The organism is Roseateles sp. (genome assembly GCF_036404855.1).
In the GTDB taxonomy this organism is placed as follows: Bacteria; Pseudomonadota; Gammaproteobacteria; order Burkholderiales; family Burkholderiaceae_C; genus Pelomonas.
Genome location: NZ_DASWYS010000106.1, coordinates 1 through 26,494, shown reverse-complemented (window position 1 = coordinate 26,494; position 26,494 = coordinate 1). Strand labels below are relative to the sequence as shown.

Annotated in this window: 20 protein-coding genes; 15 read left to right on the top strand and 5 right to left on the bottom strand. The window is 67.7% G+C overall.

The genetic code is table 11. The features are described 5' to 3' along the window. The 4 genes from VGF12_RS06870 to VGF12_RS06855 form a co-directional block, all read right to left on the bottom strand. A partial coding sequence (locus VGF12_RS06870) for a TonB-dependent receptor plug domain-containing protein (RefSeq protein WP_331175297.1) occupies positions 1 to 2,517 on the bottom strand: 2,517 nt, incomplete at its 3' end. A 44-nt stretch (positions 2,518 to 2,561) separates the two neighbouring features. Continuing rightward, a complete protein-coding gene (locus VGF12_RS06865) occupies positions 2,562 to 5,372 on the bottom strand; it encodes a hypothetical protein (protein ID WP_331175296.1) in 2,811 nt (936 codons plus the stop codon). Beyond that, on the bottom strand, positions 5,369 to 5,935 hold the full coding sequence (locus VGF12_RS06860) for a PEP-CTERM sorting domain-containing protein (protein WP_331175295.1): 567 nt from the start codon (positions 5,933 to 5,935) through the stop codon (positions 5,369 to 5,371). The genes VGF12_RS06865 and VGF12_RS06860 overlap by 4 nt, the downstream gene beginning before the upstream one ends. A 146-nt stretch (positions 5,936 to 6,081) precedes the next feature. Next, the gene (locus VGF12_RS06855; protein ID WP_331175294.1) at positions 6,082 to 9,015 is read right to left on the bottom strand and encodes a TonB-dependent receptor; all 2,934 of its coding nucleotides are present in this window, start codon (positions 9,013 to 9,015) and stop codon (positions 6,082 to 6,084) included. A gap of 447 nt (positions 9,016 to 9,462) precedes the next feature. Between VGF12_RS06855 and kduD the strand changes: the two genes are divergently transcribed. The 9 genes from kduD (at position 9,463) to kdgR (ending at position 19,029) form a co-directional block, all read left to right on the top strand. Continuing rightward, positions 9,463 to 10,224, top strand: a complete 762-nt coding sequence (gene kduD / locus VGF12_RS06850; RefSeq protein ID WP_331175293.1) for a 2-dehydro-3-deoxy-D-gluconate 5-dehydrogenase KduD — start codon at positions 9,463 to 9,465, stop codon at positions 10,222 to 10,224. Positions 10,225 to 10,388: 164 nt separating this feature from the next. After that, positions 10,389 to 11,249, top strand: coding sequence for a sugar ABC transporter permease (locus VGF12_RS06845; protein WP_331175292.1), 861 nt, complete (start codon positions 10,389 to 10,391; stop codon positions 11,247 to 11,249). Then, on the top strand, positions 11,246 to 12,118 hold the full coding sequence (locus VGF12_RS06840) for a carbohydrate ABC transporter permease (protein ID WP_331175291.1): 873 nt from the start codon (positions 11,246 to 11,248) through the stop codon (positions 12,116 to 12,118). The genes VGF12_RS06845 and VGF12_RS06840 overlap by 4 nt, the downstream gene beginning before the upstream one ends. A 4-nt stretch (positions 12,119 to 12,122) precedes the next feature. Continuing rightward, a complete protein-coding gene (locus tag VGF12_RS06835) occupies positions 12,123 to 13,229 on the top strand; it encodes a sn-glycerol-3-phosphate ABC transporter ATP-binding protein UgpC (RefSeq protein ID WP_331175290.1) in 1,107 nt (368 codons plus the stop codon). Further along, positions 13,226 to 14,515: an ABC transporter substrate-binding protein gene (locus VGF12_RS06830; RefSeq protein ID WP_331175289.1), complete on the top strand. Its 1,290-nt coding sequence runs from the start codon at positions 13,226 to 13,228 to the stop codon at positions 14,513 to 14,515. Before VGF12_RS06835 ends, VGF12_RS06830 begins: the two co-directional genes overlap by 4 nt. A 129-nt stretch (positions 14,516 to 14,644) precedes the next feature. Beyond that, on the top strand, positions 14,645 to 15,805 hold the full coding sequence (locus VGF12_RS06825) for an oligogalacturonate lyase family protein (RefSeq protein ID WP_331175288.1): 1,161 nt from the start codon (positions 14,645 to 14,647) through the stop codon (positions 15,803 to 15,805). Further along, positions 15,802 to 16,890: a pectinesterase family protein gene (locus tag VGF12_RS06820; RefSeq protein WP_331175287.1), complete on the top strand. Its 1,089-nt coding sequence runs from the start codon at positions 15,802 to 15,804 to the stop codon at positions 16,888 to 16,890. Before VGF12_RS06825 ends, VGF12_RS06820 begins: the two co-directional genes overlap by 4 nt. Further along, positions 16,887 to 18,167 carry a polysaccharide lyase family 1 protein gene (locus VGF12_RS06815; protein WP_331175286.1) on the top strand — a complete coding sequence of 427 codons (1,281 nt, stop codon included), beginning with the start codon at positions 16,887 to 16,889 and terminating at the stop codon, positions 18,165 to 18,167. The genes VGF12_RS06820 and VGF12_RS06815 overlap by 4 nt, the downstream gene beginning before the upstream one ends. A 52-nt stretch (positions 18,168 to 18,219) precedes the next feature. Next, entirely contained in the window at positions 18,220 to 19,029 is an 810-nt protein-coding gene (gene kdgR, locus VGF12_RS06810; RefSeq protein WP_331175285.1) for a DNA-binding transcriptional regulator KdgR, read from the top strand. Between the two features lie 20 nt (positions 19,030 to 19,049). Here the strand turns inward: kdgR and VGF12_RS06805 are convergent, their stop codons facing one another. Continuing rightward, positions 19,050 to 20,828 carry a methyl-accepting chemotaxis protein gene (locus tag VGF12_RS06805; RefSeq protein ID WP_331175284.1) on the bottom strand — a complete coding sequence of 593 codons (1,779 nt, stop codon included), beginning with the start codon at positions 20,826 to 20,828 and terminating at the stop codon, positions 19,050 to 19,052. A gap of 122 nt (positions 20,829 to 20,950) precedes the next feature. On the opposite strand from VGF12_RS06805, the gene VGF12_RS06800 reads away from it, so the two are divergent. The 6 genes from VGF12_RS06800 to VGF12_RS06775 all read left to right on the top strand — a co-directional run. Then, a complete protein-coding gene (locus VGF12_RS06800) occupies positions 20,951 to 21,970 on the top strand; it encodes an NADP-dependent oxidoreductase (protein WP_331175283.1) in 1,020 nt (339 codons plus the stop codon). Beyond that, entirely contained in the window at positions 21,970 to 22,422 is a 453-nt protein-coding gene (locus VGF12_RS06795) for a GNAT family N-acetyltransferase (RefSeq protein ID WP_331175282.1), read from the top strand. Before VGF12_RS06800 ends, VGF12_RS06795 begins: the two co-directional genes overlap by 1 nt. Continuing rightward, positions 22,419 to 23,309, top strand: coding sequence for an SDR family oxidoreductase (locus tag VGF12_RS06790; protein WP_331175281.1), 891 nt, complete (start codon positions 22,419 to 22,421; stop codon positions 23,307 to 23,309). Before VGF12_RS06795 ends, VGF12_RS06790 begins: the two co-directional genes overlap by 4 nt. Before the next feature lie 21 nt (positions 23,310 to 23,330). Further along, positions 23,331 to 24,581 carry a TIGR03862 family flavoprotein gene (locus tag VGF12_RS06785; RefSeq protein ID WP_331175280.1) on the top strand — a complete coding sequence of 417 codons (1,251 nt, stop codon included), beginning with the start codon at positions 23,331 to 23,333 and terminating at the stop codon, positions 24,579 to 24,581. Then, the gene (locus VGF12_RS06780) at positions 24,578 to 25,363 is read left to right on the top strand and encodes a substrate-binding periplasmic protein (protein WP_331175279.1); all 786 of its coding nucleotides are present in this window, start codon (positions 24,578 to 24,580) and stop codon (positions 25,361 to 25,363) included. The genes VGF12_RS06785 and VGF12_RS06780 overlap by 4 nt, the downstream gene beginning before the upstream one ends. A gap of 58 nt (positions 25,364 to 25,421) precedes the next feature. Beyond that, a partial coding sequence (locus tag VGF12_RS06775) for a Tex-like N-terminal domain-containing protein (protein WP_331175278.1) occupies positions 25,422 to 26,494 on the top strand: 1,073 nt, incomplete at its 3' end.

Below are 26,494 nucleotides of genomic sequence, written 5' to 3'. Positions count from 1 at the left end.
GTCGTCGAGCATCTCGCCGCCCTTCTCCACGGAGAACGCGTACTTGTCGTAGTAGGTGCCGTCCAGCTTGAAGTTGAAGGTGCCCCAGCTGCCGGTGCGCAGCTGGTAGGTGGCGGCGACGTCGAGGCCACGCATGTTCATGTCGCCGCGGTTGGCCTGGCTGGTGAGGATATGGTCGATGGTGCCGTCAGCCTTGCGCAGGATGTTGGCGGCGTACTTGGTCGGCGACTGCTGAACTTCGGCCAGCGTCAGCGCGCCCAGCACGTCATTGAGCCTGATGCTCCAGTAGTCCGCCGTCACCAAGAGGCCGCGGAACGGCTCGAAGGCGCCGCCGATGCTCCAGCCCTTGGACTTCTCGGGCTTGAGGTGGCTGTTGTCGGGCGACTTGGTCCAGTAGTCGGTGACCACGTTGCAGACCAGGCCGACCTTGTCCGGCGCGGACCAGGATGCCACCGGCACGCCGGTGTTGGCTGTAGTGGGCGTTGCGCTGGGGCAGAGCACCGGGTCATCCATCGCCACCTGGCGCACTTCGGGCGTCGGGTTCTGGATGTCCATGATGGAGGGCGCGCGGAAACCGGTGTTGGCCGACGCTCGCAGCATCACCTCCGCTGACGGCTGGAAGCGCACCGACACCTTGGGGTTGACCGTCGTCCTCTTCAGGTCGCTGTAGCTGTCCGAGCGCACGGCGCCATTGACGCTCCACGCCTTCGTGAACGGGGCATCCAGCTCGACGACGGCGGAGCGGATGTTGCGATGCAGCGTTGCGGCGACGCCAGTCGGGTTCTCTCCGACGATGTCATCCTTGAGCACGACGCCCGCACTGCTGATGTTGTAGCTGCCGTCGGCCAGCCTGCCGACATAGTCCAGCGGCGCGGCGCGCACCTTGGCCTCGTCGCGGCGCAGCTCGCCTGACACCGCCAGCGTCAGCGGTCCACCGCCGAGGTCCATCAGCTCGCGCGTCAGCGTGGCGTCGACGGCCTTGTTGAAGGCCTCGTTGTAGCGGTAGGTGTAGTCGCGGACCTCGATGCTCTTCAGGTACTCCAGGCCGGCGGCGTCCTGAAGGCCGAAGGGGTTGAGGATGCCCTTGGTGAACCCCTCCTGCGCCTTGCTGTAGAGGATGTAGCCGCCCCCCGTGCGGGTGTCGCGCTGCGAATGGCCGTAGTTCAGGCCCACGCGGTAGTCGGTGTTCCAGATCGTGCCTTCGGCACTCAGCACCAGGCGGTCGTTGACCTGCTCGTCGTTGCGGTAGGCGGAGCCCAGCTCGGCCGGCCCCCACTGGAAGTACACCAGCCGATTGTTCATGTTCAGCGGCGTGACGGTGCCCGGCGTCTTGGTGGCGTCGATGTACATCGACGGCGAGTTGGCGCCGGTGTTGCTGCCCACCACGTTGACCAGCGGCGTGATGCCCTTGCCGGGGTAGTACTTGCTGGTGGACGGGATGGTGTAGGTGGTGGCCGGCTCGTTGCTGCTGGGCAGTTGGAGGCCACGGTACTTCTCGACAGTGAAGGCCGAGTGCAGCATCTCCAGGCTCAGGCTGTGGCCCTTCCCGAGGTTCAGGCTGGCCTTGCCGAACAGGGTGTTGATTCGGCTGCCATCGGTGATCGCGGTGTAGTAGTTCGGGTCGCGGTAGCAGCCGGCATTGCTGTACGACACCGGGCTCGCCACGCTGCCCGCCCCCAGCGTGGGCAGCGAGTACGGCGCCTCGCAGCCGCTCGCGAAGCTGGAGTTGTAGTTGCTGTTTGCGGATGCGCTGAAGCCGTAGTTCGCGATCGGGCTCTGGTTCTTGTTGCTGGGCGTGACGAGCAGGCCCAGCTGGTTCAGTGCTGAGCCGTCGTACAGCTCCGGCCGGTCGCCCTGGAACAGGGCCGACTTGGTCTGGTGATCGAACGCCGCATACACGTTCCAGCCATCGGCCACCAGGTCGCCCATGCCGCCGATCAGGCCTACGGCATAGGTCGCGCCGTGCCCGCCGCGCTCCGGCGAGTTCTGGTCGACCTTGATCTTGGCGCCCTTGTACTGGCTGTACGTGAGGAAGTTCTGCACGCCGCCGATGGCATCGGAGCCGTAGATGGACGAGGCGCCGTCACGCAGCGTCTCGGCGCGGTCCAGCGCCATGCGCGGGATGACGTTGACGCTGACGTACTGGTCCTGCAGGGGCTCGTTGGCCATGCGGCGACCATTGAGCAGCGTGAGCGTGCGCATGGGGCCCAGGCCGCGCAGGTTCAGCACCGGGCCGGCAGCGCCGGAGTTGGTACCCAACGACTGGGACTGCGGCAGCTCCAGCACCAGGTCCTTGAGCTCGGTGTGGCCCCGGGCGTCCAGCTCTTCGGACTTGACCGTGGACACCGGCAGCGCGGTCTCGCCCGCCAAGCGCTTGATGGACGAGCCGGTGACCTGAATGCGCTCCAGGGTCGCGGGTGCATCGGCGGTCTGGGCATAGGCCCCGGCGCACAGGCTCAACGCGGCGCTGGCGCACAGCGTCAGTCGGGCGGGGGTCGGCAGGCGTCTGAAGTTCATCGTGTCTCCGTGGTTCTTCTATGTTGAAAGTGAGGCCCGAGCCTTCAGGGCGCCGGGACCCACCCGCCGGGCGCACCGGTGGCGATGGTCGAGTTGTGAAAGATCTCGGCACGCGTGGTCAGGCCGTCGGCGGAGGCCAGCGGCTTGGCCAGCTGCACGGTGGTCGGCACGTTGGCGACCTTGACCGAGGCCAGGCCGAGGCGACCGCTCACGTCCAGCGGCGCGCCGCTCAAGTCCATGCTGCCGAACTCGCGCCAGCCGGCGCCGTCGGTCGCGCCTCCATCGGCCGTGCCGGCCCAGGACGGTGGGTTGCTGCCGCAGTTGCCGGTGCCGGCGCCCGTCTTGCTGGTCCCGTTGCCTACGCACCAACCCACGGGCAGGATGTGGGCGCCCATCCTCGTGTTCACAAAGGCGATGTGATCGACATAGGTCGTCGACGTGGTGCCGCCGCTGCGGGCCAGGTAGGCCTGCGTGACGCCTGGCTCCGCCGTCAGCTCGCTGTTCAGGAACACAAACCCCTTGTCACCTGCCGTTGCGCGCGACTGCAGGATGAAGCCCGCCGAACTGCTGCCGGTGTCGACGACCGAGCGAATCTCGCTCTCCTCGAACAGGCTGGCCATCACGCTGCCCCAGATGAAGTCGACGTTGCCGGCGACGAGGGACTGGTAGATCCAGTTGTAGCCCTTGAGCTGCAACGTGTCCTGCTGGCTCAGGAAGGACATCTGCCGGGCCACGAAACGCGCGGCCGCGGCCGTCGTGCTGGTGTTGAAGTAGAGGGCTTCAGCCTGGTTGTCCCAGCTGCTGCTGCGCCCATGGGGGTTGTGCAGCGTGAAGTTCTGCAGCGTCAGCAGATCGGACGTCTCAACGAGGAAAGACGCCCGGCCGCCGCCGAGCACTCGGTGGCCCACGGTCTTGCCCGAGGTGCTGAGCGCCGTTCCGGCAGCCGCCGCGCTGGCGCCGCTGCCCGAGTTCAGCGACTCGAAATTGACGTCGCCCACCACCACGCCGTCGCGGCTCTCGCCGACGATGGTCAAGTTGGACACCTTGCGCAGGATGTTGAGTTCGGGGTAGGTGCCGTTGGCCAGATGGATGGTCTTGGGCGTGGCGACGGTGTTGCAGCCGTTGGCCGTCGGGCTGTTGGTCGAGCAGTTCTTCATGACCCAGTTCAGCGCGCCCTGCAGCGTGCGGAAATCGGCCGTCGTGCCGTTGTCGTCGACGTTCACCGTCGTGAAGCTGGCAGGCGCCGCTCGGGTCGTGAACTTCCAGTTGTCGGCCTTGCCGACGCCGGCGAAGCTTGCGCCCTTGATGGTGCCCAGCAGCACCGAGGCGTCCATGGTCACGTAATAGGTCGTGCCGAAGTCCAGCCTGTTGCTGTGCAGCTTGACCGTGGCCCTAGCGCCGCTGACGCTGACCGGGCGGTACCAGACGTAGCGCGCGAACGTGGCGCCGTCGGGCATGGCACCCAGCCCCAACGCGTCGATCTCGAGGTTGGTGCGGGCCAGCAGCGTCTGCGTGTCGCCGGCGGAGGGTGCGATGCTGACGTCGACGCTGTCGACCAGCGCGTCGTCGCTGGCACGGTAGATGCTGACCTTGCCCGTCGTGCCGATGGCGGGGGGTGCATCGAAGGACAGCGAGATGCGCGTGTCCGTCGGCACGCCGGTCTCGTTGGCCGCGGGCGAGCGGGTACCGGCCACGTCGTAGACGTTGCCGGTACCGCTGATCTGCGTCGTCAGCTTGCCGGCACCGGCCTGCGCCAGCACATTGGCCTTGACCAGCGCCACCGGCCGGGGCTTGTAGACATAGCCCGGCGTGAAGACTGTGCCCGGCTGCGCGCTGCAGGCCCCCAGGGGGGCGCCGTTCAGCGTGGAGCCGCTGTCCTGGAAAGCACCGCTGCGGTCACTGCTCGGGTAGGTCACGACGCTGTCGCACCCCGCTGCACCGTCGATGGCGAAGACGTTGTTGTGCGACAGGATGTTGGCCTGCTTGCCCACACCGATGCTGTACGAATGCGGGTAGGGGTTGGCCGTCTTGCTGCCGGAGAAGTAGTTGTTGAAGACGTGGACCTGTCCGAACCTCACGCGCGGCACACGCTGCGTCGTGCCGTCGAAGACGTTGTTGGCAATCGTGATGCGCAGCTTGCCCGCATCGCTCGTCAGGCTGTCGGAGCCGCCGATGAGCATGGACTTGTCATGCTTCGTGACGACGTTGTAGGAGAGGGTGACGAGGTCCGCCCCCTTGGTGATGTCGATGGCACCGTCGTGGCACTGCTTGGTCTTGCCGTTCTCAACGGGCAGCGTGTCGTCGGTGACGGGCGCGTCGGTGATGGTGTTGCGATCGATCCAGACCTGTGTGGCCGTGACGATGCCGATGGCGTCGTACTGCGAGTTCCAGTTGCCCAGCGCGCCATCGGTCGGGTCCCACACGGGGCCGACGTCGCAGGGGGCGACGAGGTGCAGGTTGCGCACGATGACCTGGCTGACGCTGGCGATGTCGATCCAGGCGTTGACGAAGCCGGCGCCGGGGCCTTCGCCGATCAGCGTGGTGTTGCTCGTCAGCTTGACGCGGGCGCGCACCTTCTGGTCGGCCGTGCTGGCGAACGGCGTGCCCTCCGTCATGTCGATGGTGCCGGCCACCTTGATGATCTTGGGCGCGTTGCCGGCATTTGTCAGCGCGTTCAGCAGCTCGGCGCGATTGCGGACGGTGTAGATGTGGTCGGGTGTGGCGGCGCTTCCGCCGACGGTGCCCGCCCCCCAGCCGTCGCTGGGTGCGGTCTGCAGCGCGGCGTCCAGCGCCTGGGCGGGCAGGCCGAGTGCGAACAGCGCGCCGAAGGCGCCAAGTTGCCTGAAGAGGTTCATGCGGTCCTCCTGGAACGGCGCAGCGCCAGCACACCGAGGCCGGCGCCGAGCAGCGCCAGGCTGGCGGGTTCGGGCACGGCGCTGACGGCCAGCTGCGTCGTGAAGCTGCCGAACTCGGTCGTGAAGCTGACGTTGTTCAGCGTCAGGCTGATGCTGTTGGGGCTCGTGAGCTGCAGGCCGACGGCGCCGCCGTTGACGCCCGAGAGGTCCAGCGCCGTGAAGCCCGCGAGGGGCGCGGCAAGGCCGGTGAAACTGAAGGTCAGCGTGTAGCTGCCGGCCAGGCTGGCGAAGCCGCTGTTGTTCCAGACCTCCACGCGACCATCGGCGAAGAAATCGATCGCGACATTGGCGTCACCGGTGATGAACTCCAGGTCCGCCGGGGCCAGCACGGTGGCGTTGGTGCCGGGTTCATCGGCAAACAGATGGTCCAGGCCGAGCAGCGTCGAGCTGGCGCCGCTGACCTGGCCGGTGATGAGGGTGCCCGCCGGAAGGCGGTCGGCGGCCTGGGCGCCGGTCAAGGCCAGCCATGCGGCGGCCGCGACCGCAAGGGTCTTGGGGGTCATGCTTGTCTCCGTACTGAGGCCTGGCTCACCCCGGGGTGGGGGGCCGACGCTTCTTGCTCAAGTCCGGGGACCAGCAGGGTCCCGCCCACAAAAAAGGGACACCGACGACAGGTCGGCGCCCTTCTCTTCTCTAGGCCATGGGTGGCTTAGAACTTGTAGCGGGCACCGATCAGGTACTCGCGGCCAGTGACGTGGTAAACCACCGAGCTGTTGCGGGCGCGGCTGATGAACTGGTCATTGGCCTCGTTCGTCAGGTTCACACCTTCCAGCGTCAGGTCCAGGTTGGGCGTGACCTTGTAGCTGAGCGACAGGTCCACGTTCTTGGTGCCGTTCTTGCCTTCGACGTCGTTGTTGTTCTGGCCGGGCACGCGCGTCAGGAAGGACGAACGCTTGGACAGTGACACGCGGGCGCTGAAGGTGCCGTCGTCGTAGTACAGCGTGCCGTTGGCGGACGTGGGCGACATGTTGATCAGGTCGTCGACGATGACGCTGTTGCTGGTGGGCGAGACCAGGTAGGTGATCTTGGACTGGACCTTCGTGTAGTTCAGCAGCACACCGAAGTTCTTGCCCCAGCCAGGCAGGAAGTTGAAGGGCTGCTGGAAGTTGATCTCGAAGCCCTTGAGCTTGCCTCCAGGCGTGTTGATCGGCGTCGTGTACTGGAAGATCTCGTCGCCCGTGAAGTTGGACGGCAGCAGCGACAGCGGCAGGCCGGAGTCCTTGAACGCGATGTTGGTGCGCAGGCTCTGGATGTAGGTGTCGATGTTCTTCTGGAACAGGCCAACGCCGATGAACCCGTTGCGGTCGTGGTACCACTCGGCGCTGAAGTCGAAGGTCTTGGCACGGAAGGGCTTCAGGTAGGGGTTGCCGGCCGTGATGCTCAGCGTGCCCGTCGTCGCGATGGAGCCGCCCGGGTTCAGGTTGCCGAGCTGCGGACGGGCCATGGCCTTGGCGGCCGCGAACCGCAGGATGACGTCGGGCGCGACGGTAGCGGCCAGGTTCAGCGCCGGCAGCGTGTCGCTGTACTTGTTGACGGTGGTCACCTCGGTGCCACCACCAATGGACTGGTAGCCGGTGGCGATCTGCTCGGTCGTCACGTAGCGCACGCCGACGTTGCCATCCACCTTGATGCCGAAGGGACGCTGGCTGAACTCGGCCATCAGGTAGCCGCCCCGGTCGGTTTCCTGCACGGCGCGGTTGTTGCCACGGGCGTTGCCGTTGGTGGTGGACGACAGGGTGAAGTCGCCGGGGCCGCCGACGGGGCCGCTCTTCAGGCAGTTGCAGTAGATGTCGTAGGCCGCGACGATGGCCTTCAGATCGGGGATGACCCAGGCGGTGGGCACGCCGGCCGGCAGGGACAGGCCCTTGCCGAAGCCGGCCAGCGTCGTTGTCAGGCCAGCCGTGGAGGACGGCGCGAAGATGGTGTCGTTCTGATTGATCCGACGGAACTCGTAGGTGTCGAACTTGTACTTCTTGCTCTGGAGACCGCCCTTGAGCAGGAAGTTGTCCGTCGGCTCCCAGGTCAGGTCGATCTGGGCAACGTCATTGCGGTTGTTGGCGCCCTGCGGACGGATGCGGATCTCGCTCGTCGTCGCGTTGGCGACGGTAGTGGCCTGGGTGCCGCTGGTCGCAACAGGCACGCCGACGATCTGCAGCGGGCCGCTGGTCGACGTCACGTCGAAGGGATAGCTGATGACCGGCAGGCGGTCGTTGCCACGGAAGTCGAGTGCGTAGCCGTTGACGTTCAGTGCGTCCAGCGTCGTCGTCGTCTGCACCGGGTTGCGGAATTTGGAGTTGGCGCGGCCGAGCTTGACCTGGGCTCGGAAGGTGTCGCTGAACTCGTGCTCCACGGTCAGCGTGGGCTGCGTGAAAGTGGTGGACAGTTCGTCGTAGCGCGACTCGGCGCGGATGTCGACGCCGTTGTACTTGCCGTAGAGCAGTGCGCCGTTGGGGTCATACTGGGCCTCGACAACGCTCGTCTGCGGCTTGCCACCCTGCGCGGCCGTGCGGCTGAAGGAGATGGCTTCGAGGAAGTCCTCCTGACGCGTTGCCTTCAGCTTGGAGTACAGCATGTCCAGGCTGACCAGCGTGGTGTCGGCGGGGCGCCACTGCACGGAGCCGGTCAGACCCACGCGGTCCTGGTCGTGCGTCAGGCGGCCATAGCGCGGCAGGCGCGGGTGGAAGTTGTCGGCGCTGCTGGCGGTGGTGTAGGTGGCGAGGTTGTTCGCTGTCGAAGGCAGCTTGGCAGGCGGCAGCGAGCTCGGGATCGACGCGACGCCGCCCGTGCCGCAGTTGCCGGTGCCGGGAGCGCACCAGCCGCCGGAGGAGGCGCCGTTGTCCCAGCGGACGGTGGAGAAGCCTTCTTCGAACAGGCGGCGCTTGGACAGCGCGCCCGACACCAGCACACCAAAGGTGTTGTTGGCAAAGGTGTTGGAGACGAGGAAGGCGGCGCGCGGGTCGGTCTTGCCGATCAGGTCGTTGTAGCGCCCCTTCAGCGACGCAGTGGCGACGAACTTCTTCAGGTCGAAGGGCCGTGCGGCCTGCAGGTCGACCGTGGCGCCCAGGGAGCCTTCGTCGATATCGGCCTGGTTGCTCTTGCGCACCGTCAGGCTGTTGAACAGCTCGGACGCGAACACGTTGAAGTCGAAGCCGCGGCTGCGGTTGGCGCCGCCGGAGCTGTCGGTGCCGCCAGTGGTGGCCAGCGCCTCGATGCCGTTGATGCGCACGCGGGTGAAGTCGGCGCCCAGGCCGCGCACGGTGATGTTGCGGCCTTCGCCGGCATCGCGGTCGATGACGACGCCCGGCACACGCTGCAGCGACTCGGCCAGATTGGTGTCGGGGAACTTGGCGATGTCCTCGGACTTGATGACGTCGACGATGCCCTTGTCCTGGCGCTTGGCATTCAGCGCACTCTCCAGCGACGCGCGGATGCCGGTCACGGTGACGGTTTCCAGCTGGTTCTTGGCCGCATCGGCCGACGCGTTCTGGGCAGAGGCCGGCGCGGCAGACAGCGTGACGAGGGTGGCGGCCAGAGCCACCGGGCTCAGGGCCAGGCGGCGACGGGACGGACGGAACGAGGGCATGGGGTGTCTCCTGATGCAAGGCCACCTGGGCGCGATGCGCTGGCGGCTCTCGGGTTGTGCGAGGGCAATTCAGCCTGGGCGCACGCAGGGCACCCTTCGATTTCTGATCCGGCGACGCTGCAGTGCGAACGCCGGCGCTTGTCACTGACGGCTACAGGTAGCCGTCGCGACGAGGGGAAAACGGGTCGAGCGGCAGGACATGTCAGCACTGGGGAAGCAACTGCTCACGGTTGTGCTTGCTTGGCCTGCCTTGTGGACGATGATAGGGGGAAGATGCAAAATTCGGAACATCGGTTCACTAATTAGAAACCATGATTCCGCAACACTTGCGGCGTGACTAGAGTCACGCTGTCGGAAAAAGTGGAACTGCGTTTCAACCAATTCCCCTCCCCTGCGGCCACGCCGAGGCTCGCGCAACCGGTGCCCCCCATCACCTTGGATAAAGACATGGTTCTTCAGAACTTCAATCTGGCCGGCAAGACGGCCATCGTGACCGGCTGCAACACGGGCCTGGGCCAGGGCATGGCCCTGGCGCTCGCCCAGGCAGGTGCCGACGTCGTCGGCGTCAACGTTTCCGAGCCAGATGAAACCAAGGCCGGCGTCGAGGCGCTGGGGCGTCGCTTCCTGGACCTGCGCGCCAACCTGGGCGATGTCAGCTGCATCCCAGACCTCGTCGCCCAGGCCAAGGCCTTCAATGGCGCGGTGCACATCCTCGTCAACAACGCCGGCATCATCCGCCGCGAGGACGCCATCAAGTTCTCCGAGGCCGACTGGGACGACGTGATGGACTTGAACCTGAAGTCGGTGTTCTTCCTGTCGCAGGCCGTCGCCAAGGTCTTCATGGCACAGGGCACGGGCGGCAAGATCGTCAACATCGCATCGATGCTGAGCTTCCAGGGTGGCATCCGCGTGCCCTCCTACACCGCCAGCAAGAGCGGCGTCATGGGCATCACGCGGCTGATGGCCAACGAGTGGGCATCGCACGGCATCAACGTGAACGCCATTGCCCCGGGCTACATGGCCACCAACAACACCGCCGCGCTGCGCGCCGACGAGCAGCGCAACAGCGCCATCCTCGAGCGCATCCCGGCCGCCCGCTGGGGCAAGCCCGAGGACCTGGCCGGCCCGGTCGTGTTCCTGGCGTCGCCGGCGTCGGACTACGTCAACGGCTACACAGTCGCGGTGGACGGAGGCTGGCTGGCGAGATAAGCCTCCTACGCGCTGATGCGCGCCCCTTCGAGGGGGCGGAGCCAGCGGCCCGGCAAGGCCGGTTCCGCGGCTCCCGCTGGATGATCCGCCTGCCAACATGGCGGATTCAGAAAAGTCACCGACGGAGACACGGTGAGATGTACGAGAACAAGAAACTTGGCTTCATGTTCGTCCTGCCATTCGTGCTGGGCGTGCTGCTGTTCAAGGCCTTTCCCTTCGTGATGAGCTTCGCGCTCAGCTTCACGCAGTACGACCTGATCGACCCACCCGAGTGGGTCGGTCTGCGCAACTACGAGGAGATGCTGAGCGGCGACCCGCTGTTTCGCAAATCCCTGGGCGTCACTCTGACCTTCGCACTGCTGGCCGTGCCGCTGCGGGTGGGCTTCGCCCTCGTCGTCGCCCAGGTGCTGAACTTCCGCCTGAGGGGCATCAACGCCTTCCGCGCCGCCTTCTACATCCCGTCCATCCTGGGCGGCTCCATCGCCGTGGCGGTGCTGTGGCGCTTCGTGTTCGCCAAGTACGGCCTGGTCAACATCATCCTGGCCAAGCTGGGCCTGGAGCCCATCCCCTGGCTGGCCGACGAGCACTACTCGATGTGGACCATCGTGCTCCTTTTCACCTGGCAGTTCGGCTCGGCCTGCGTGATATTCCTGGCGGCTCTGCAGAACGTGCCCAAGTCGCTCTACGAGGCGGCCGAGATCGACGGCGCCAGCACGGGCCAGCAGTTCTGGAAGATCACCGTGCCCCTCATCACGCCGGTCATCTTCTTCAACCTGATCATGCAGATGGTGCATGCCTTCCAGGAGTTCAACGGCCCCTACCTCATCACCGAGGGCGGTCCGCTGCATTCCACCTATGTGCTGGCGCTCTACATCTACGACCAGAGCTTCCGCTTCTTCAACCTCGGCTATGGCGCCGCGCTGAGCTGGGTGCTGTTCGCCCTGGTGGCCGGCCTCGCCGCGATCTCGTTCTGGAGCAGCAAGTACTGGGTGTTCTACGCCGGTGAGAAGGAGAGCCGCAAGTGAGCGCCGCCGCAGAGATGAACGAACGCGCCGTCGGCGACGACGGCAAGACACCCTGGCTGCGCTACCTGATGCTGGGTGCGACGGCCATCGTCATGCTCTACCCGCTGCTGTGGCTGGTGGGTGCTTCCTTCAAGAGCAACAGCGAGATCTTCACGTCGGCCGGCTTCTGGCCGAGCAGGTTCTCCCTGGACGCCTACGCCAAGGGCTGGAAGACCAGCACCGAGTACACCTTCGCCACATACTTCCTGAACAGCTTCCTCATCACCATCCCGCGCATCATCGTGACCGTGATCTCCTGCGTGCTGGTGGCCTATGCCTTCGCCCGCTTCGAGTTCTGGGGCAAGAAGATCCTGTTCAGCATCATGGTCGGCACGATGATGCTGCCGCTGATCGTGCTGCGCCTGCCGCAGTACCTGGTGTTCCGCGAGCTCGGGTGGCTGGACAGCTACCTGCCGCTGATCGTGCCCTCGGCCTTCGCCACCGACACCTTCTTCGTCTTCATGCTGGTGCAGTTCCTGCGCGGCATCCCGCGCGACATGGAAGAGGCGGCGCTGATCGACGGCTGCAACGCGCTCCAGTTGCTCTGGCACATCATCGTGCCGCTGCTCAAGCCCGCCATCATCAGCGTCATCGTCTTCCAGTTCATCTGGACGATGAACGACTTCATGGGCCCGCTGATCTACCTCGCCTCGGTCGAGAAGTACCCGGTCAGCTTGGCGCTCAAGATGAGCATCGGCGCCACCGAGGAAGTCGAGTGGGCCAACGTCATCGCGATCTCGGTCGTCGCGCTGATCCCGTCCGTTGCGGTGTTCTTCGCCGCCCAGAAGCATTTCATCGAAGGCGCCACCTCCAGTGGCGTGAAGGGGTAAGGCCGTGGCCGCTGTTTCCTTGCGCAAGGTCGAGAAGACCTACCCCAATGGTTTCAAGGCCGTGCACGGCGTCGATCTCGACGTGCGTGACGGCGAGTTCATGGTCTTCGTCGGCCCGTCGGGCTGCGCCAAGTCCACCCTGCTGCGCATGGTCGCCGGGCTGGAGTCCATCAGCGGGGGGGAGCTGCACATCGGCGGCCGCGTCGTCAACGACCTGCCGCCCAAGGGCCGGGGCATCGCGATGGTGTTCCAGAACTACGCGCTCTATCCGCACATGACGGTCTACGACAACCTCGCCTTCGGCCTGAAGCTGGCCAAGACGAGCAAGGCCGAGCTGGACCAGCGCGTGCGCCACGCCGCCCAGTTGCTGGAGATGGAGCACCTGCTCACCCGCTATCCCAAGCAGCTGTCCGGCGGCCAGGCCCAGCGCGTGGCGGTCGGCCGTGCCATCGTCAAGAAGCCCGAGGTCTTCCTGTTCGACGAGCCCCTGTCCAACCTGGACGCCAAGCTGCGCGCCGCCATGCGCGTGCGCCTGACCGAGCTGCATCGCTCGCTGCGCGATGCCGGCCAGCCGGCCACCACCATCTACGTCACGCACGACCAGACCGAAGCCATGACCATGGGCGAGCGCATCTGCGTGCTCAAGGCCGGGGTCATCCAGCAGGTCGACACGCCGACGGCGCTGTACGACCGCCCGGCCAATGCCTTCGTCGCCAGCTTCATCGGCTCGCCCGAGATGAACATCGTCAACGCGACGCTGGCCGACGGCAGTGTCGAGGTGGGCGGCGTGCGTCTGGCGCTGCCAGCCCAGCGCTTCAAGCCCACGGCCAACGGGGCCGTGCAGTTCGGCCTTCGCCCCGAGCACATCGGCCTGTCGCCCAAGCCCGGCAGCGTCGCCGTGCAGGCCACGCTGAAATTCTGCGAGCACATGGGGGCCGAGGTCTTCACCTATGTCGACGTCGGCGCCGTGGCCTTCAGCGCCCGTCTGCCCGCAGAGGACGGCGCGGCCCTGGCCGCCCTGCCCCGGGGCTCGGCCCTGACGCTGCATTTCCAGATGAGCCACGCCCATCTCTTCGTCGCCGACGATCAAGGCGCGAGTCTCCTGGCATGAGCATCCATCGCCGCCTCGTCCTCGCCAGCGGCGCCGCGCTGGCCGCGCCCTTCGTCCATGCGCAGGAGCGCCCCGTGCTGCGCTTCGCCTGGTGGGGCGGTGCCAGCCGGCACCAGGCCACGCTGGCGGCGCTCAAGGTCTTCGAGCAGCGTTACGGCGTGCGCGTGAAGGCCGAGTACATGGGGTTCAACGGCTACCTGGAACGGCTCACGACCCAGATCGCCGGCCGCTCCGAGCCTGACGTGATGCAGATCAACTGGGCCTGGCTGGCGATGTTCAGCAAGCGCGGCAACGGCTTCACCGACCTCAACGGCGTCGCCAGAGCGCTTGCGCTGGACCAGTTCACCGAAGACGACCTCGCCTACGGCCGCGTCGCCGGCAAGCTCAATGCGCTGCCCACCTCATTCAGCGCCCGCATCTTCCTGTGGAACCAGACGGCCTTCGGCCGCGCGGGGCTGGCGTTGCCGCAGACCTGGGACGACCTCTTCGCCACCGGCCCCGTCTTCCGCGCCAAGCTGGGCGACTCGGCCTATCCGCTGGACGGCGAGCTGTACGACATGATCCTGCTGTCGCAGAGCTACATCCAGCAAAAGCACGGCATGCCCTTCGTCGACCCGGCCAAGCCGCGCGTCGCGATGAGCCCGGCCGCGGCGCTGGAATGGGTCAAGACCTACAAGCGCATCGTCGACAGCCATGTCGCCACGCCGCTGCCGTTGCGGGCCAGCCTGGGGGGCGCCGAGAAGCCCACCGAACAGCAGCCGGACTGGGTGTCGGGCCGCTGGGCTGGCAACTACACCTGGGACTCGGTCATCGCGCTGCGCGGCTCCACGCTGGCGCCGGGCGAGAAGCTGGCCCTGGGCGCGTTCCCCACGCTGGAGGGCAGCAAGGAGAGCGGCCTCTTCGGCCGGCCGACCGTCATGTACACCATCGGCCGCAACTGCAAGCAGACCGAGCTGGCAGCCAAGCTCATGAACTTCCTGTTGACCGACCCCGAGGCCGCACGCCTGCTCGGCCGCACCCGTGGCCTGCCCAGCGCCAAGGGCGCGCTGGCCGTGCTGCAGCAGGCCGGTGGCCTGCCGCCGCTGGAGCTGGCCGCGCACGACCAGATCCAGGCCCAGCGCAATGCGGGCCGCCTCATCCGTCCTGCGCCGCTGTTCGAGCACGCGCGCTTCCAGAAGTTCATGCGCGAGGTTTTCGAGACCATCGCCTACAACAAGACCACCGACGCCGAGGCCGCCCGCCGGCTCGTCGACGAGGGCAACGCCCTGCTGCAGAGGATTCAATGACTGCGGCAAGTCGCGACGAGCGAGGGCTCCCGGGGAACACGGCCCCGTGGCACCCGGCCCCGTCCCGGCACCATCTCATCGCGGCACCGACAACGTCCCGGAACACCCACCTCAGCCCGCCCGACCATCATGAAGTCCACTGAACGCAAGTTCCAGTTCCTCACCCGTGAGGACCCCGACACCGGCGCCCGCGTCACGCGCCTGACGCCGCCCGATGTCACCTGCCACCGCAATTACTTCTATCAGAAGTGCTTCACGAACGACGGTTCCAAGCTGATGTTCGGTGGCGAGTTCGGCCCCCAGCCCAGCCCCAACTGGAACCTGCACCTGCTGGACCTGCCCTCGCAGACGGCCATCCAGCTGACCGACGGCGCGCGCGAGAACACCTTCGGCGCGTTCATGAGCCCCGATGACCGCTTCGTCTACTTCGTGCGTGGCGACCGCAACCTCATCCGTCTGGAGCTGGCCACACTGAAGGAAGAAGTCGCCTACGTCGTGCCGGAGGGCTGGGTGGGGTACGGCACCTGGGTGGCCAACAGTGCCTGCACCAAGATGGTCGGCATCGAGATCGCCGCCGCCGACTGGTTCCCGCTGAACACCTGGCAGAAGTTCAACGAGATGTTCCACAAGAAGCCGCTGTGCCGGCTCTTCAGCGTGGACCTGGCCACCGGCCAGCGCAGCGTCATCCTCGAGCAGCGCGGCTGGCTGGGCCACCCGCAGTACCGCCCGTTCGACGACAACACCGTCGCCTACTGCCACGAAGGCCCGCACGACCTCATCGACGCGCGCATGTGGTTCGTCAACGAGGACGGCACCCAGCGTCGCTGCGGCAAGGCGCACACGGACGGCGAGAGCTGCACGCACGAGTTCTGGGTGCCGGACGGCAGCGCCATGATCTACGTCAGCTACAACGACAAGTCCCCCGAGCGGTGGATCTGCAGCCTGGACCCCGTCACGCTGGAGAACAAGGTACTGACCGCCATGCCGCAGTGCTCGCACCTGATGAGCAACCACGACGGCACGCTGATCGTCGGCGACGGCTGCGGCAAGGCCAGCAGCGGCGACAACGAGATGCTGGTGGGCGACCCCTACCTGCACCTGTTCGACCTGAAGGCCGGCACGACGCGCCCCATCGCCCGACACGACAGCGGCTGGGACGTCTACAAGGACAGCCGCCAGGTCACCCACCCCCATCCCAGCTTCACGCCCGACGAGAAGCAGGTGCTGTTCAGCTGCGACGCCGAACGCGCCCAGGGCGTCGAGCCGGCCCTCTACCTGGCCGACCTGTGAAGCCCCTGCTCGCGCTGGCCCTGCTCCTGGTCACCGGCGTGAGCCAGGCGCAATCCCGCCCGCAGCTGACCGCCGGTCAGGCCGCCGCCCACACGACGGCCGCCTACCTCGGAGACTGGCAGCCCGCTGCGCTGGCCGACCTTGCCCCCGCGGCACCGGACTTCGTCGTCAAGCCCGGCGAGTCCGTGCAGGCGGCCATCGACCAAGTGCCCGCCAACGGCACCAGGCGCTGGGTCATCCAGATCCAGCCCGGCACCTACCGCGGTCCCGTTTGCATCAAGGACAAGGCGCCCCTCGCCCTCATCGGCTCGGCGCTGGACGCGGCTGCGGTCGTGCTGGTGGACAACCGCTTCTCCGGCAAGCCCAAGGGCGAGGACGAGGCCGCCCATCCCTGCTGGCCCGAACTGGGCAAGGCCACCATCGGCACCAGCGGCAGCACCAGCATGCTGGTGGCCAGCGACGACGTGCAGCTGATCTCGCTGACCATCGCCAACGACGCCATGGATGGCGTGCGCCGCGGCGAGGTCTACCCGCCGGGCGTGGGTGAAAGCGGCGGCGCCCAGGCCGTGGCGCTGACGCTGATGGGCGACCGCATCCAGCTCGAGGGCGTGCGCCTGCTGGGCCACCAGGACACCCTCTACGCCAAGCGCCGCGCGCCCGATGCGCCGGCCCGCCAGCTGATCCGCCACAGCCTCATCGCCGGCGACGTGGACTTCATCTTCGGCAACGCCGTGCTCGTCATCGAGCATTCCACCCTCCTGACCCGCGCCCACCGCCGCACCCCCGGCCACGGCGGCATCATCCTCGCGCCCAGTACGGCGCCGGACGTGTCCCAGGGCTTCCTCGTCACGCACAGCCGCCTCGTCGGCGAGCCCGGCATCGCGCCCGGCGCCACGGCCATCGGCCGCGCCTGGGACGCGGGCGTCAAGGCGGGAACCTGGCAGGCCGGCAGCAGCCCCAACGGCATCGCCGTCGTGCGCGACAGCGAAATCGGCGCCCACGTCGGCCCCTGGTCGACCAGCACGTCGCGCCGCCCCTTCGACGCCGCCACCAACCGCCTGAGCGAATACAACAACCGCCCATGACCCTCCCTCGTCGCCACGTCCTGGCCCTCGCAGGCCTGTCTGCGCTCGGCGGTTGCGCCACCACCCCAGCCACCCTACCCACCCCGGCGACCGCCCCGACCGGCCTGCCGCTGGGCTGGGCCGGCGTGGGCAAAACGACTGGCGGCGGCGACGCCAGGCCGGAGCATGTCTTTGACGTGCACGATCGTGCCGGCCTGGACCGGGCCCTGAGCCTGGGCGACATGCCCAAGATCGTGCGCCTGCACGCCTTCATCGACCTCTGCCCCGGCGGAGCGGACGCCTTCCGTGACCCGGGATTCAACGTCGACGCCTTCGACCGCGCCTTCGATCCCGCCACCTGGGGCCGCGAAGATCCCCAAGGGCCGCTGGAAGACGCGCGCAAGCGCTCCGCCCGGCGCCAGGCGCAGGCCTGCACCGTGCGCCTGCCTTCCAACACCACCCTGCTGGGCGCCGCGCCGGGCGCCGGCTTCCAGCACGGCATGGTGCTGCTCGAGAAGGTGCAGAACATCGTCATCCGCGACCTGCGCTTCTCCGATGCCTACGACCATTTCCCCGAATGGCAGCCGCGCGACAACGGCCACGGCGAATGGAACTCGGAGTACGACAACTTGTCGCTGCGCACGGCCGAGCGCGTCTGGGTGGATCACTGCCACTTCGACGACGGCGACCACCCCGACCGGCTCGAGCCCATCCGCCTCGGCCAGCGCGTGCAGCACCACGACGGCCTGCTGGACATCACCAACCAGAGCGACCTCGTCACCGTCTCCTGGTGTCGCTTCCAGGCCCACGACAAGACCATGCTGATCGGCAGCAGCGACAGCAAGACCGGCGACGACGGCAAGTTGCGCGTGACGCTGCACCACAACCACTTCCACGGCTGCAAGGAGCGCACGCCGCGGGTGCGCTTCGGCCGCGTGCACGTCGTCAGCAACCTGTTCAGCGCCGACCGCGCCGAGGACTTCGGCTACTCGCTGGGCGTCGGCATCCAGTCGCGCCTCGTCGCCGAGTCCAACGCCTGGGAGCTGCCCGCCGGCATCCGCGCCGACCAGTTGATCCGACGCCTCAAGGGCAACACCTTCGTCGACCGAGGCAGCCGCCTGAACGGCCAGCCGGTGGACCTGCTGGCCGCCTGGCACGCCACCCACCCGGGAGACACCCTGTCGGCCGACGTCGGCTGGGCGCCCGATGCCTTCTATGACACGGTCCCGCTGCGACCCGCGGAACCCAATCGTCTTGTTGAGCAAATCCGCGCCGGCGCCGGGCCGCGGCGGCCGTGAGTCAGAATCAGGCTCTCACATCCTGGAACAAGCGTCCGAAAGAATCAGAACGATGGATGAAGACACTGGTGATTCGAAACAGCCGGAATCGGTCGCCGCGGTACTCAAGGTGTTCGCCATCCTGAATGCGCTAGGGGAGCGCAGCGACATCGGTATCACGGACCTCTCCGTACGCCTGGCCATGCCCAAGGCGACCGTCTACCGCTTTCTGCAGACGATGAAAAGCCTGGGCTATGTGCGCCAGGAGGCGGACAGCGAGCGCTATGGCCTGGCCATGCGCATGTTCGAGATCGGCGCCAAGGCCCTGCCCTCCCCCGACCTCGTCGACCTGGCCAAGCACCCCATGCAGATGCTGGCCGATGCCACCGGCGAGACCGTCCACCTGGGCAGCCTCATCGACAGCGAGATCATCTACATCCACAAGGTCGACTCGCACCACATGCTGGGCATGTACTCGCGCATCGGCCGCCGCGCGCCGCTGCACTGCACGGCCATCGGCAAGGTGCTGATGGCCTGGGAGCACCCCGAGCGCCGCGACCGCATCCTGGATGGCGCCGAGTTCAAGCGCTTTCGTGACAAGACCATCACCACCCGCCCGGCTTTCCTGGCCGAGCTGCAGCAGGTCAAGAAGCAGGGTTTCGGCGAGGACCGCGAGGAATTCGACGACCACATCCGCTGCCTGGGCGTGCCCATCTTCGACCGCCTGGGCCAGCCCATCGCCGGCTTGAGCGTGTCCTTCCCGACCTTCCGCTTCGACGAGGCGAAAGCACCCGAGGTCGTCAAGATGCTGCAGGCCGCCAGCCGCGACATCTCCGAGCGGCTGGGCTGCACGAACTACCCGCTGGACGCCTCACCCGCCTGACGGCAGGGGCACAGCGGCGCTCAGAAGGTTTCCCAGTCGTCCGCGTCGAGGGTGGCCGGGGCCGCGGCCTTGGCAGGCGCCACCGCGGGCGCCGCCTTGGATGTCACTTTGGATGCCACCTTGGACGCCACCACCGGAGCTGCAGACGGCGTTGGCCCGGGTGCTGCAGCCGGTACCGGCCGCCTGGTCCGCGCGGCCTTCGACAACGGAGCGGCTGCAGGACGCGGCGTCGGCGCCACCGTCACGCTGGCCATCGATCCCAGCTTGAAGCCCGCGACCGAATTGACCAGCGCCGCCGCCTGATCACGCAGGCTCACCGCGGCCGCCGCACCTTCCTCGACGAGGGCAGCGTTCTGCTGCGTGACCTTGTCCATCTGCGTGATGGCGTCGCTGACCTGGCCCACGCCCGTCGCCTGCTCGCTGCTGGCCGAACTGATCTCGCCAACGATGTCGCTGACGCGGCGGATCGCGCCGACGATCTCCGTCATCGTTGCGCCGGCTTTGTCCACCTGGTCGGTGCCCAGCTCGACACGTTCCACGCTGGTGACGATCAGCGCCTTGATCTCCTTGGCGGCCTCGGCGCTGCGCTGCGCCAGGGTGCGCACCTCGCCCGCGACGACCGCGAATCCCCGGCCCTGCTCGCCGGCACGGGCCGCCTCGACGGCAGCGTTCAACGCCAGGATGTTGGTCTGGAACGCGATGCCATCGATGACGCCGATGATGTCGGCAATCTTGCGCGAGCTCTCGTTGATGCCCCGCATGGTCTCGACGACCTGGCCGACGACCTCGCCGCCCTGGGTCGCCACGTTGGACGCTCCCAGCGCGAGCTGGTTGGCTTGACGGGCGTTGTCGGCGTTGTTGCGCACGGTGGAGCTCAGTTCGTCCATCGTCGCCGCAGTCTGCTGCAGCGCGCTGGCCTGCTCCTCGGTGCGCTGGCTGAGATCGTTGTTGCCCTGCGCGATCTGGCCGCTGGCCGTCGCCACGCTCTCGGCGTTGCTGCGCACGCCGGACACGATTTCGGCCAGTCGGGCCTGCATGCCGGCCAGCGCCGTGAGCATGCGGCCGACCTCGTCGCGGCTCGTCGAGCGGATGTCGTTGGTCAGGTTCCCGTCGGCAATCGACTCCACCGCACGTTGGGCGCGACCCACGTCCCCGGCGATGCGCCCGCTCAGCAGCCAACCGATGCCGCCGCCCGCGCCGAGCATGATGAGCAGCGCCATGACGAGCATGAGCCGGGCGCGGTCGTAGAGGCTGTCCGCAGCCTGGCTGGCCTGGTCGGCCCGGGAGCGGTTCAAGTTGATCAGTTCCTCCAGCACGTCGCTGGAGCGATGGAAGCCCTTGCCGGCCTCGCCGTCGAGGAGGGTCTGGGCTTCGGCCATCTGCTGGGCACGGGACAGCCTCAGCAGCTCCGGGTGCACCGACATGTACTTGCGCCAATCGGCCTCGAAGCGCTCCCACAGGTGGCGCTCCTCATCGCTGCTGATGAGGGCCGCGTAGCGCTTGCGGTTGTCGTCCAGCCGATCCAGCACCCGGACCATGTCCTTCTCGAAGTCCGCCATCTTGGCCGGCACCTCGGTCACCACATGCTCGAACTGGGCGTTGCGGAAGTCCGCCGTGTTGGTGTTGATCTCGCTCGTCAGCAGCACCGCGGGCAGATGACCGCTGGCGATTTCCGTGGACGCCTGGTTGACGCGCTTGAGCTGGAGGATGGAGAACAGTACGACGAAGACCGCGACCAGCAGCACGACGCCGAAGCCGCCGAGCAGCTTGGTACGCAGGGATTGGTCAGCAAACTTCATGGGAGTCCTTTCTGGGAGAGGGGGCGGATCGGCCTCTTGCGGAACCGCCCTGTCGCACCTGGGACGCGCAAGAATTCCGCAGGGTGCTTCAATCCCGACCAAGTTTCAACCGAGTCACCATCATGAGCCAGACCAACCGCCAAATCCTGCTCGCCTCCCGTCCCAAGGGCGAGGTCAGCCCCGACAACTTCCGCCTCGTGGAAAGGCCGCTCGAACCGCTGGCCGATGGCCAGGTGCGGGTGCGCAACCATTTCCTGAGCCTGGACCCGTACATGCGAGGCCGCATGAACGACAGCAAGAGCTACGCCGCATCGCAGCCGCTGGACGAAGTCATGATCGGCGGCACCGTCGGCGAGGTGGTCGAGTCGAGGAACGCCAATTTCGCCGTCGGCGACAAGGTGGTCGGCATGGGCGGCTGGCAGGAGTTCCAGACCGTGGACGCCACCCAGCGCGGCGTGCTGAGCAAGGTCGACACGACGCACATCCCGCTGTCGGCCTATCTGGGTCCCGTCGGCATGCCCGGCGTGACGGCCTGGTACGGCCTCGTGAAGATCATCAACCCGAAGGCCGGCGAGACCGTGGTGGTGAGCGCCGCCAGCGGCGCAGTCGGCTCGGTGGTCGGCCAGCTCGCCAAGGCGCGCGGCTGCCGCGCGGTCGGCCTGGCGGGCGGCGCGGACAAGTGCCGCTACGTCGTCGAGGAGCTGGGCTTCGATGCCTGCGTCGACTACAAGCAGCACCCCGACCTGAAGTCTCTGTCCGCCGCGCTGAAGGCCGAGTGCCCGAACGGCATCGACGGCTATTTCGAGAACGTCGGTGGCATGACGCTGGACGCCGTGTTGCTGCGTGCCAACGCCTTCAGCCGCATCGCCATGTGCGGCATGATCTCCGGCTACAACGGCGAGCCCATCCCGCTGCAGTACCCGCAGCTCATCCTCACCAACCGCATGAAGGTCGAAGGCTTCATCGTCTCCGAGCACATGGAGGTGTGGCCCGAGGCGCTGAAGGAGCTGGGCGGGCTCGTCGCCACGGGCAAGCTGAAGTTCCGCGAGTCCATTGCCGACGGCATCGCCGCGGCACCCGAGGCCTTCATGGGCCTGCTCAAGGGCAAGAACTTCGGCAAGCAGCTGGTCAAGCTGGTCTGATGCACTGGCGCTGCGTGCCATTCGATGAGCTGGGCGTGAGCCAGCTCTATGACCTGCTGGCCCTGCGCTCCGAGGTCTTCGTCGTCGAACAGAACTGCGTGTTCCTCGACATCGACGGCGTCGACCCACAGACATGGCATCTGCTGGGCTGCGGCGATGACGGTCGGCTCCTGGGCTATGCGCGGCTCATTCCGCCCGGCCTGAAGGCGGCCGATGCCGTCATCGGCCGCGTCGTCACGGCGCCGTCCGCCCGTCGCGGCGGTGCGGGTCGCGCGCTGATGGCCGAGGCGCTCGCGCAGTGCGCACGCCTGTGGCCGGCCCATCCGATCACGCTGCACGCCCAGGCCCATCTGGAGCCGTTCTACGGCAGCTTCGGCTTCACGCCCGTTGGCGAGCAATACATGGAAGACGGCATCCCCCATCAGGAGATGCGCAAGGAGACTCGAGCATGACCCCCAAGAAGACCGCCGTCATCACCGGCGCCGGCTCCGGCTTCGGCCTGGAGGCCGCCCGCATCGCCGCCCAACGCGGCATGAACCTCGTCCTCGTGGACGTGCAGGCCGATGCGCTGGACAAGGCAGCTGCCGAGTTCGGGGACGTCGAAGTCCTGTCTCGCATCGTCGACGTCGCCAAGGCCGACCAGATGGAAGCGCTGGCCCGGGCCGTCGAGGACCGTTTCGGCGCGCCCCATTTCGTCTTCAACAACGCCGGCGTCGGCTCCGGCGGCCTGATCTGGGAGAACGCCCTCAGTGACTGGGACTGGGTCATGGGCGTCAACGTGATGGGCGTCGTGCATGGCGTGCGCCTGTTCACGCCCATGATGCTGGCCGCCGCCAAGGCCGACCCGGGCTACTCGGGTCACGTGGTCAACACGGCGTCCATGGCCGGCCTGCTGGTGCCGCCCGTGTCGGGCGTCTACAACGTCAGCAAGGCCGCCGTGGTGGCCCTCACCGAGACGCTGCACCACGACCTGGCCCTGGTCACCGAGCAGGTTCACGCCTCGGTGCTCTGCCCCTTCTACGTGCCCACCGGCATCAGCCAGAGCCACCGCAACCGTCCCAGCGACATGCCGGGCAACCGGCCGACCGTCAGCCAGCTCGTCTCGCAGGCCCAGACCGACAAGGCCGTGTCCTCGGGCAAGCTCACCGCCGCGGACGTGGCGGCCATGGTGTTCGATGCCATGGACCACAACAAGTTCTGGATCTTCAGTCATCCCAAAGCCCTGGCCGGCGTGCAGACGCGGATGGAGGATGCAATGCTGCAGCGCAATCCGACCGACCCGTACGCCGCGCGACCGGACATCGGCGAGGCGCTGAAGGCCAAGCTCCGCGCCGAGTAATCCGGCGGGGACAATCGGGGTATGAGTTCCCCGATTTCCATCGCCGTCATCGGCGGCGGCCCCGCCGGCCTGATGGCCGCCGAGGTGCTGGTCGCTGCCGGACACGCCGTGACCGTCTACGACGCCAAGCCCAGCGTCGGCCGCAAGTTCCTGCTCGCCGGCAAGGGCGGCCTGAACCTCACCCATTCCGAGGCCTTCGAGCCCTTCGTCGCCCGCTTCGGCGCACGCGCCGCCCGGATCGAGCCACTGCTGCGCGGCTTCGATGCCGACGCTCTGCGCGCCTGGGCCGCCGGACTGGGCGTCGACACCTTCGTCGGCACTTCGGGCCGCGTCTTCCCCCAGGACTTGAAGGCCGCGCCGCTGCTGCGCGCCTGGCTGCACCGGCTGCGCGCGGCCGGCGTGAAGTTCGCGATGCGCCACCGCTGGACGGGCTGGACCGACGACGGTGCACTGCGCTTTGAGACGCCCGACGGCGAGCGACGGGCATCGCCCCGTGCGACGCTGCTGGCCCTGGGCGGCGCCTCCTGGCCGCAGCTGGGCTCCGACGGCGCCTGGGCGCCCTGGCTGGCCGCCCGCGGCGTGGACGTCGCGCCGCTGCAGCCGTCCAACTGCGGCTTCGACGTCGGCGCCACCGCCGCCCATCCGGCGTCGCCCGGCTGGAGCGAACGCTTCGCCGCCGAGTTCGCCGGCCAACCGGTCAAGCCCGTGGCGCTGGCCACCGATGGCTTCGCCGGCCGCCCCGGCGAGTTCGTCATCACGGCGACCGGCATCGAGGGCTCTCTCGTCTACGCCGCGAGCAGCGCGCTGCGCGAGCAGGTTGCGCGCCAGGGGCAGGCCAAGCTGGTACTGGACCTCCTGCCGCAGCTCGCGCACGAACGCGTGCTCGCCGAGGTGCGCCATCCGCGCGGCAGCCGCTCGCTGTCATCGCACCTGAAAAGCCGGCTGAACCTGGGCGCGCTGAAGCTCGGGCTGCTCCATGAGTTGCTGACGCGCGAGCAGATGCTGGACCCGGCCCAGCTCGCCGCCGCGCTGAAGTCGCTGCCGCTGACGCTGCAGGCGCCTCGCCCGGTCGCCGAGGCGATCAGCACCGCCGGCGGGGTGCGCTTCGAGGCGCTGACCGACGACCTGATGCTGACTGCGCTGCCGGGTGTCTTCGTCGCTGGCGAGATGCTGGACTGGGAGGCACCGACCGGCGGCTATCTGCTGACGGCCTGCTTTGCCAGCGGCCGGGCTGCGGCCCAGGGCCTGACACGCTGGCTGCAGGCCGCATGAGCGCCATGCGGCGGCGCGACCTGCTGCTGTCTCCCGCCGTCACCCTGCTGGCGGCCGCTGTACCCGCCCAACCAGCGGGTCGGCTGGTCCAGGTCACCATCGGCGCCGAGAACGACTGGTTTCCCTACTCGGGTGAGCGCGACGGCCGCGCCCAGGGCATGACGGTGGAGCTCGTCACCGCCGCCTTCGAGGCCATGGGGGTCGAGGTGCGGCTCGAGCTGCTGCCCTATGCGCGCTGCATGGCCCAGACCCGCAGTGGCGCCCTGGCGGGCTGCTTCAACACGACCCGCACCGCGCTGATCGAGGATGACTACCTCTGGCCGGCCCGGCCGATGTTCAGCGAACGCTTCCTGATCTACGCCCGCGCCGACGACCCGCACACCGGCCCGCCCCTGCAGGTGCGCGACCTGGAAGGCCAGCAGGTGGCCGTCACGCGGGGCTACGAGTACGGCAGCGAGTTCGACGCCAACCCGCGCATCCTGCGCGTCGTCACCAGCCACGACGAGAACAACTTCCAGCTGCTGCTGCGCGGGCGGGCCCGCTACACCCTGGCTCCGGAAGCCAACACCCGGCTGTTGCTTCAGCGGCGCCCGGAGCTGGCGCGCCAGTTCAAGGTCGTCGGGGCGCTGAGCCATTTCGGCATCTGCACGACCTTCTCGCGCCGGCACCCCGACGGACGCGCGGCCCTGGCCGCCTTCGACGAAGGCATGAAGATCATCAACGCCAACGGCTCGGCCAAGGCCATCCAGGAGCGCTGGCGCCGGGGCACCGCCGGCCGCTGAGGCCCTGGCAAAATCACGCGTTTTTTGCCGGGCTGAAGAGCCGCCCCGAGGGCCAGTTTTGGACAAGTTGATCGTTTCCCAGATTGCCGCCGAGTTGAAGGTGCGGCCCGCCCAGGTGCAAGCCGCCGTCGAACTGCTGGATGGCGGGGCCACCGTGCCCTTCATTGCCCGTTACCGCAAGGAGGCCACCGACGGCCTCGACGACATCCAGCTGCGCGAGCTGGACGCCCGCCTGAGCTATTTGCGCGAGCTGGCCGAGCGCCGCGAGGCCGTGCTCAAGAGCATTGCCGAGCAGGGCAAGCTGACGCCCGAACTGGAGGCCGCCGTGCGCGCCGCGCCCACCAAGCAGGAGCTGGAAGACCTCTACCTGCCCTACAAGCCCAAGCGCCGCACCAAGGGCATGATCGCCCGCGAAGCCGGCCTGGAGCCACTGGCCGACCAGCTGTTCGCCGACCCGACCCTCGTGCCGATGGACGAGGCCGCCAGGTTCATCAACGCCGAAGCCGGCTTTGCCGACGCCTTCGCCGTGCTGGACGGCGTGCGTGACTTGCTGTCTGAGCGCTGGGCGGAAGACGCCGTGCTGGTGGGCAAGCTGCGCGAGTGGCTGTGGGCCGAGGGCCTGTTCCAGTCCAAGATCATGGACGGCAAGAGCCCCGACACGCCGGAAAACGCCAAGTTCCGCGACTATTTCGACTACGCGGAGCCCATCCGCACGGTGCCCTCGCACCGGGCGCTGGCCGTGTTCCGCGGCCGCACGCAGGAGTTGCTGGACGCCAAGCTGGTGCTGGACGAGGAGCCCGTGGCCGGCAAGCCGGGCCTGGCCGAAGGTCGCATCGCCTCCCACCTGGGCTGGCGCCACGCCAACCGCCCGGCGGATGAGCTGATCCGCAAGACCGTCGCCTGGACCTGGAAGGTCAAGCTCAGCCTCAGCCTGGAGCGCGACCTGTTCGCCCGACTGCGCGAGGCCGCCGAAGCCACCGCCATCAAGGTCTTCGCCGAGAACCTGCGTGACCTGCTACTGGCCGCACCAGCCGGCAAGCGCGTCGTCATGGGGCTGGATCCGGGCATCCGCACAGGCGTGAAGGTGGCCGTAGTCTCCGACACCGGCCGTGTGCTGGACACGTCCACCGT

Coding starts and splice junctions, on each gene's coding strand:
- VGF12_RS06855 (WP_331175294.1), bottom strand. CDS start 9,015: ATGCCCTCGTTCCGTCCGTCCCGTCGCCGCCTGGCCCTGAGCCCGGTG.
- VGF12_RS06785 (WP_331175280.1), top strand. CDS start 23,331: ATGAGTTCCCCGATTTCCATCGCCGTCATCGGCGGCGGCCCCGCCGGC.
- VGF12_RS06790 (WP_331175281.1), top strand. CDS start 22,419: ATGACCCCCAAGAAGACCGCCGTCATCACCGGCGCCGGCTCCGGCTTC.
- VGF12_RS06825 (WP_331175288.1), top strand. CDS start 14,645: ATGAAGTCCACTGAACGCAAGTTCCAGTTCCTCACCCGTGAGGACCCC.
- VGF12_RS06815 (WP_331175286.1), top strand. CDS start 16,887: ATGACCCTCCCTCGTCGCCACGTCCTGGCCCTCGCAGGCCTGTCTGCG.
- VGF12_RS06805 (WP_331175284.1), bottom strand. CDS start 20,828: ATGAAGTTTGCTGACCAATCCCTGCGTACCAAGCTGCTCGGCGGCTTC.
- VGF12_RS06865 (WP_331175296.1), bottom strand. CDS start 5,372: ATGAACCTCTTCAGGCAACTTGGCGCCTTCGGCGCGCTGTTCGCACTC.
- VGF12_RS06780 (WP_331175279.1), top strand. CDS start 24,578: ATGAGCGCCATGCGGCGGCGCGACCTGCTGCTGTCTCCCGCCGTCACC.
- VGF12_RS06845 (WP_331175292.1), top strand. CDS start 10,389: ATGTTCGTCCTGCCATTCGTGCTGGGCGTGCTGCTGTTCAAGGCCTTT.
- VGF12_RS06830 (WP_331175289.1), top strand. CDS start 13,226: ATGAGCATCCATCGCCGCCTCGTCCTCGCCAGCGGCGCCGCGCTGGCC.
- kduD (WP_331175293.1), top strand. CDS start 9,463: ATGGTTCTTCAGAACTTCAATCTGGCCGGCAAGACGGCCATCGTGACC.
- VGF12_RS06795 (WP_331175282.1), top strand. CDS start 21,970: ATGCACTGGCGCTGCGTGCCATTCGATGAGCTGGGCGTGAGCCAGCTC.
- VGF12_RS06860 (WP_331175295.1), bottom strand. CDS start 5,935: ATGACCCCCAAGACCCTTGCGGTCGCGGCCGCCGCATGGCTGGCCTTG.
- kdgR (WP_331175285.1), top strand. CDS start 18,220: ATGGATGAAGACACTGGTGATTCGAAACAGCCGGAATCGGTCGCCGCG.
- VGF12_RS06800 (WP_331175283.1), top strand. CDS start 20,951: ATGAGCCAGACCAACCGCCAAATCCTGCTCGCCTCCCGTCCCAAGGGC.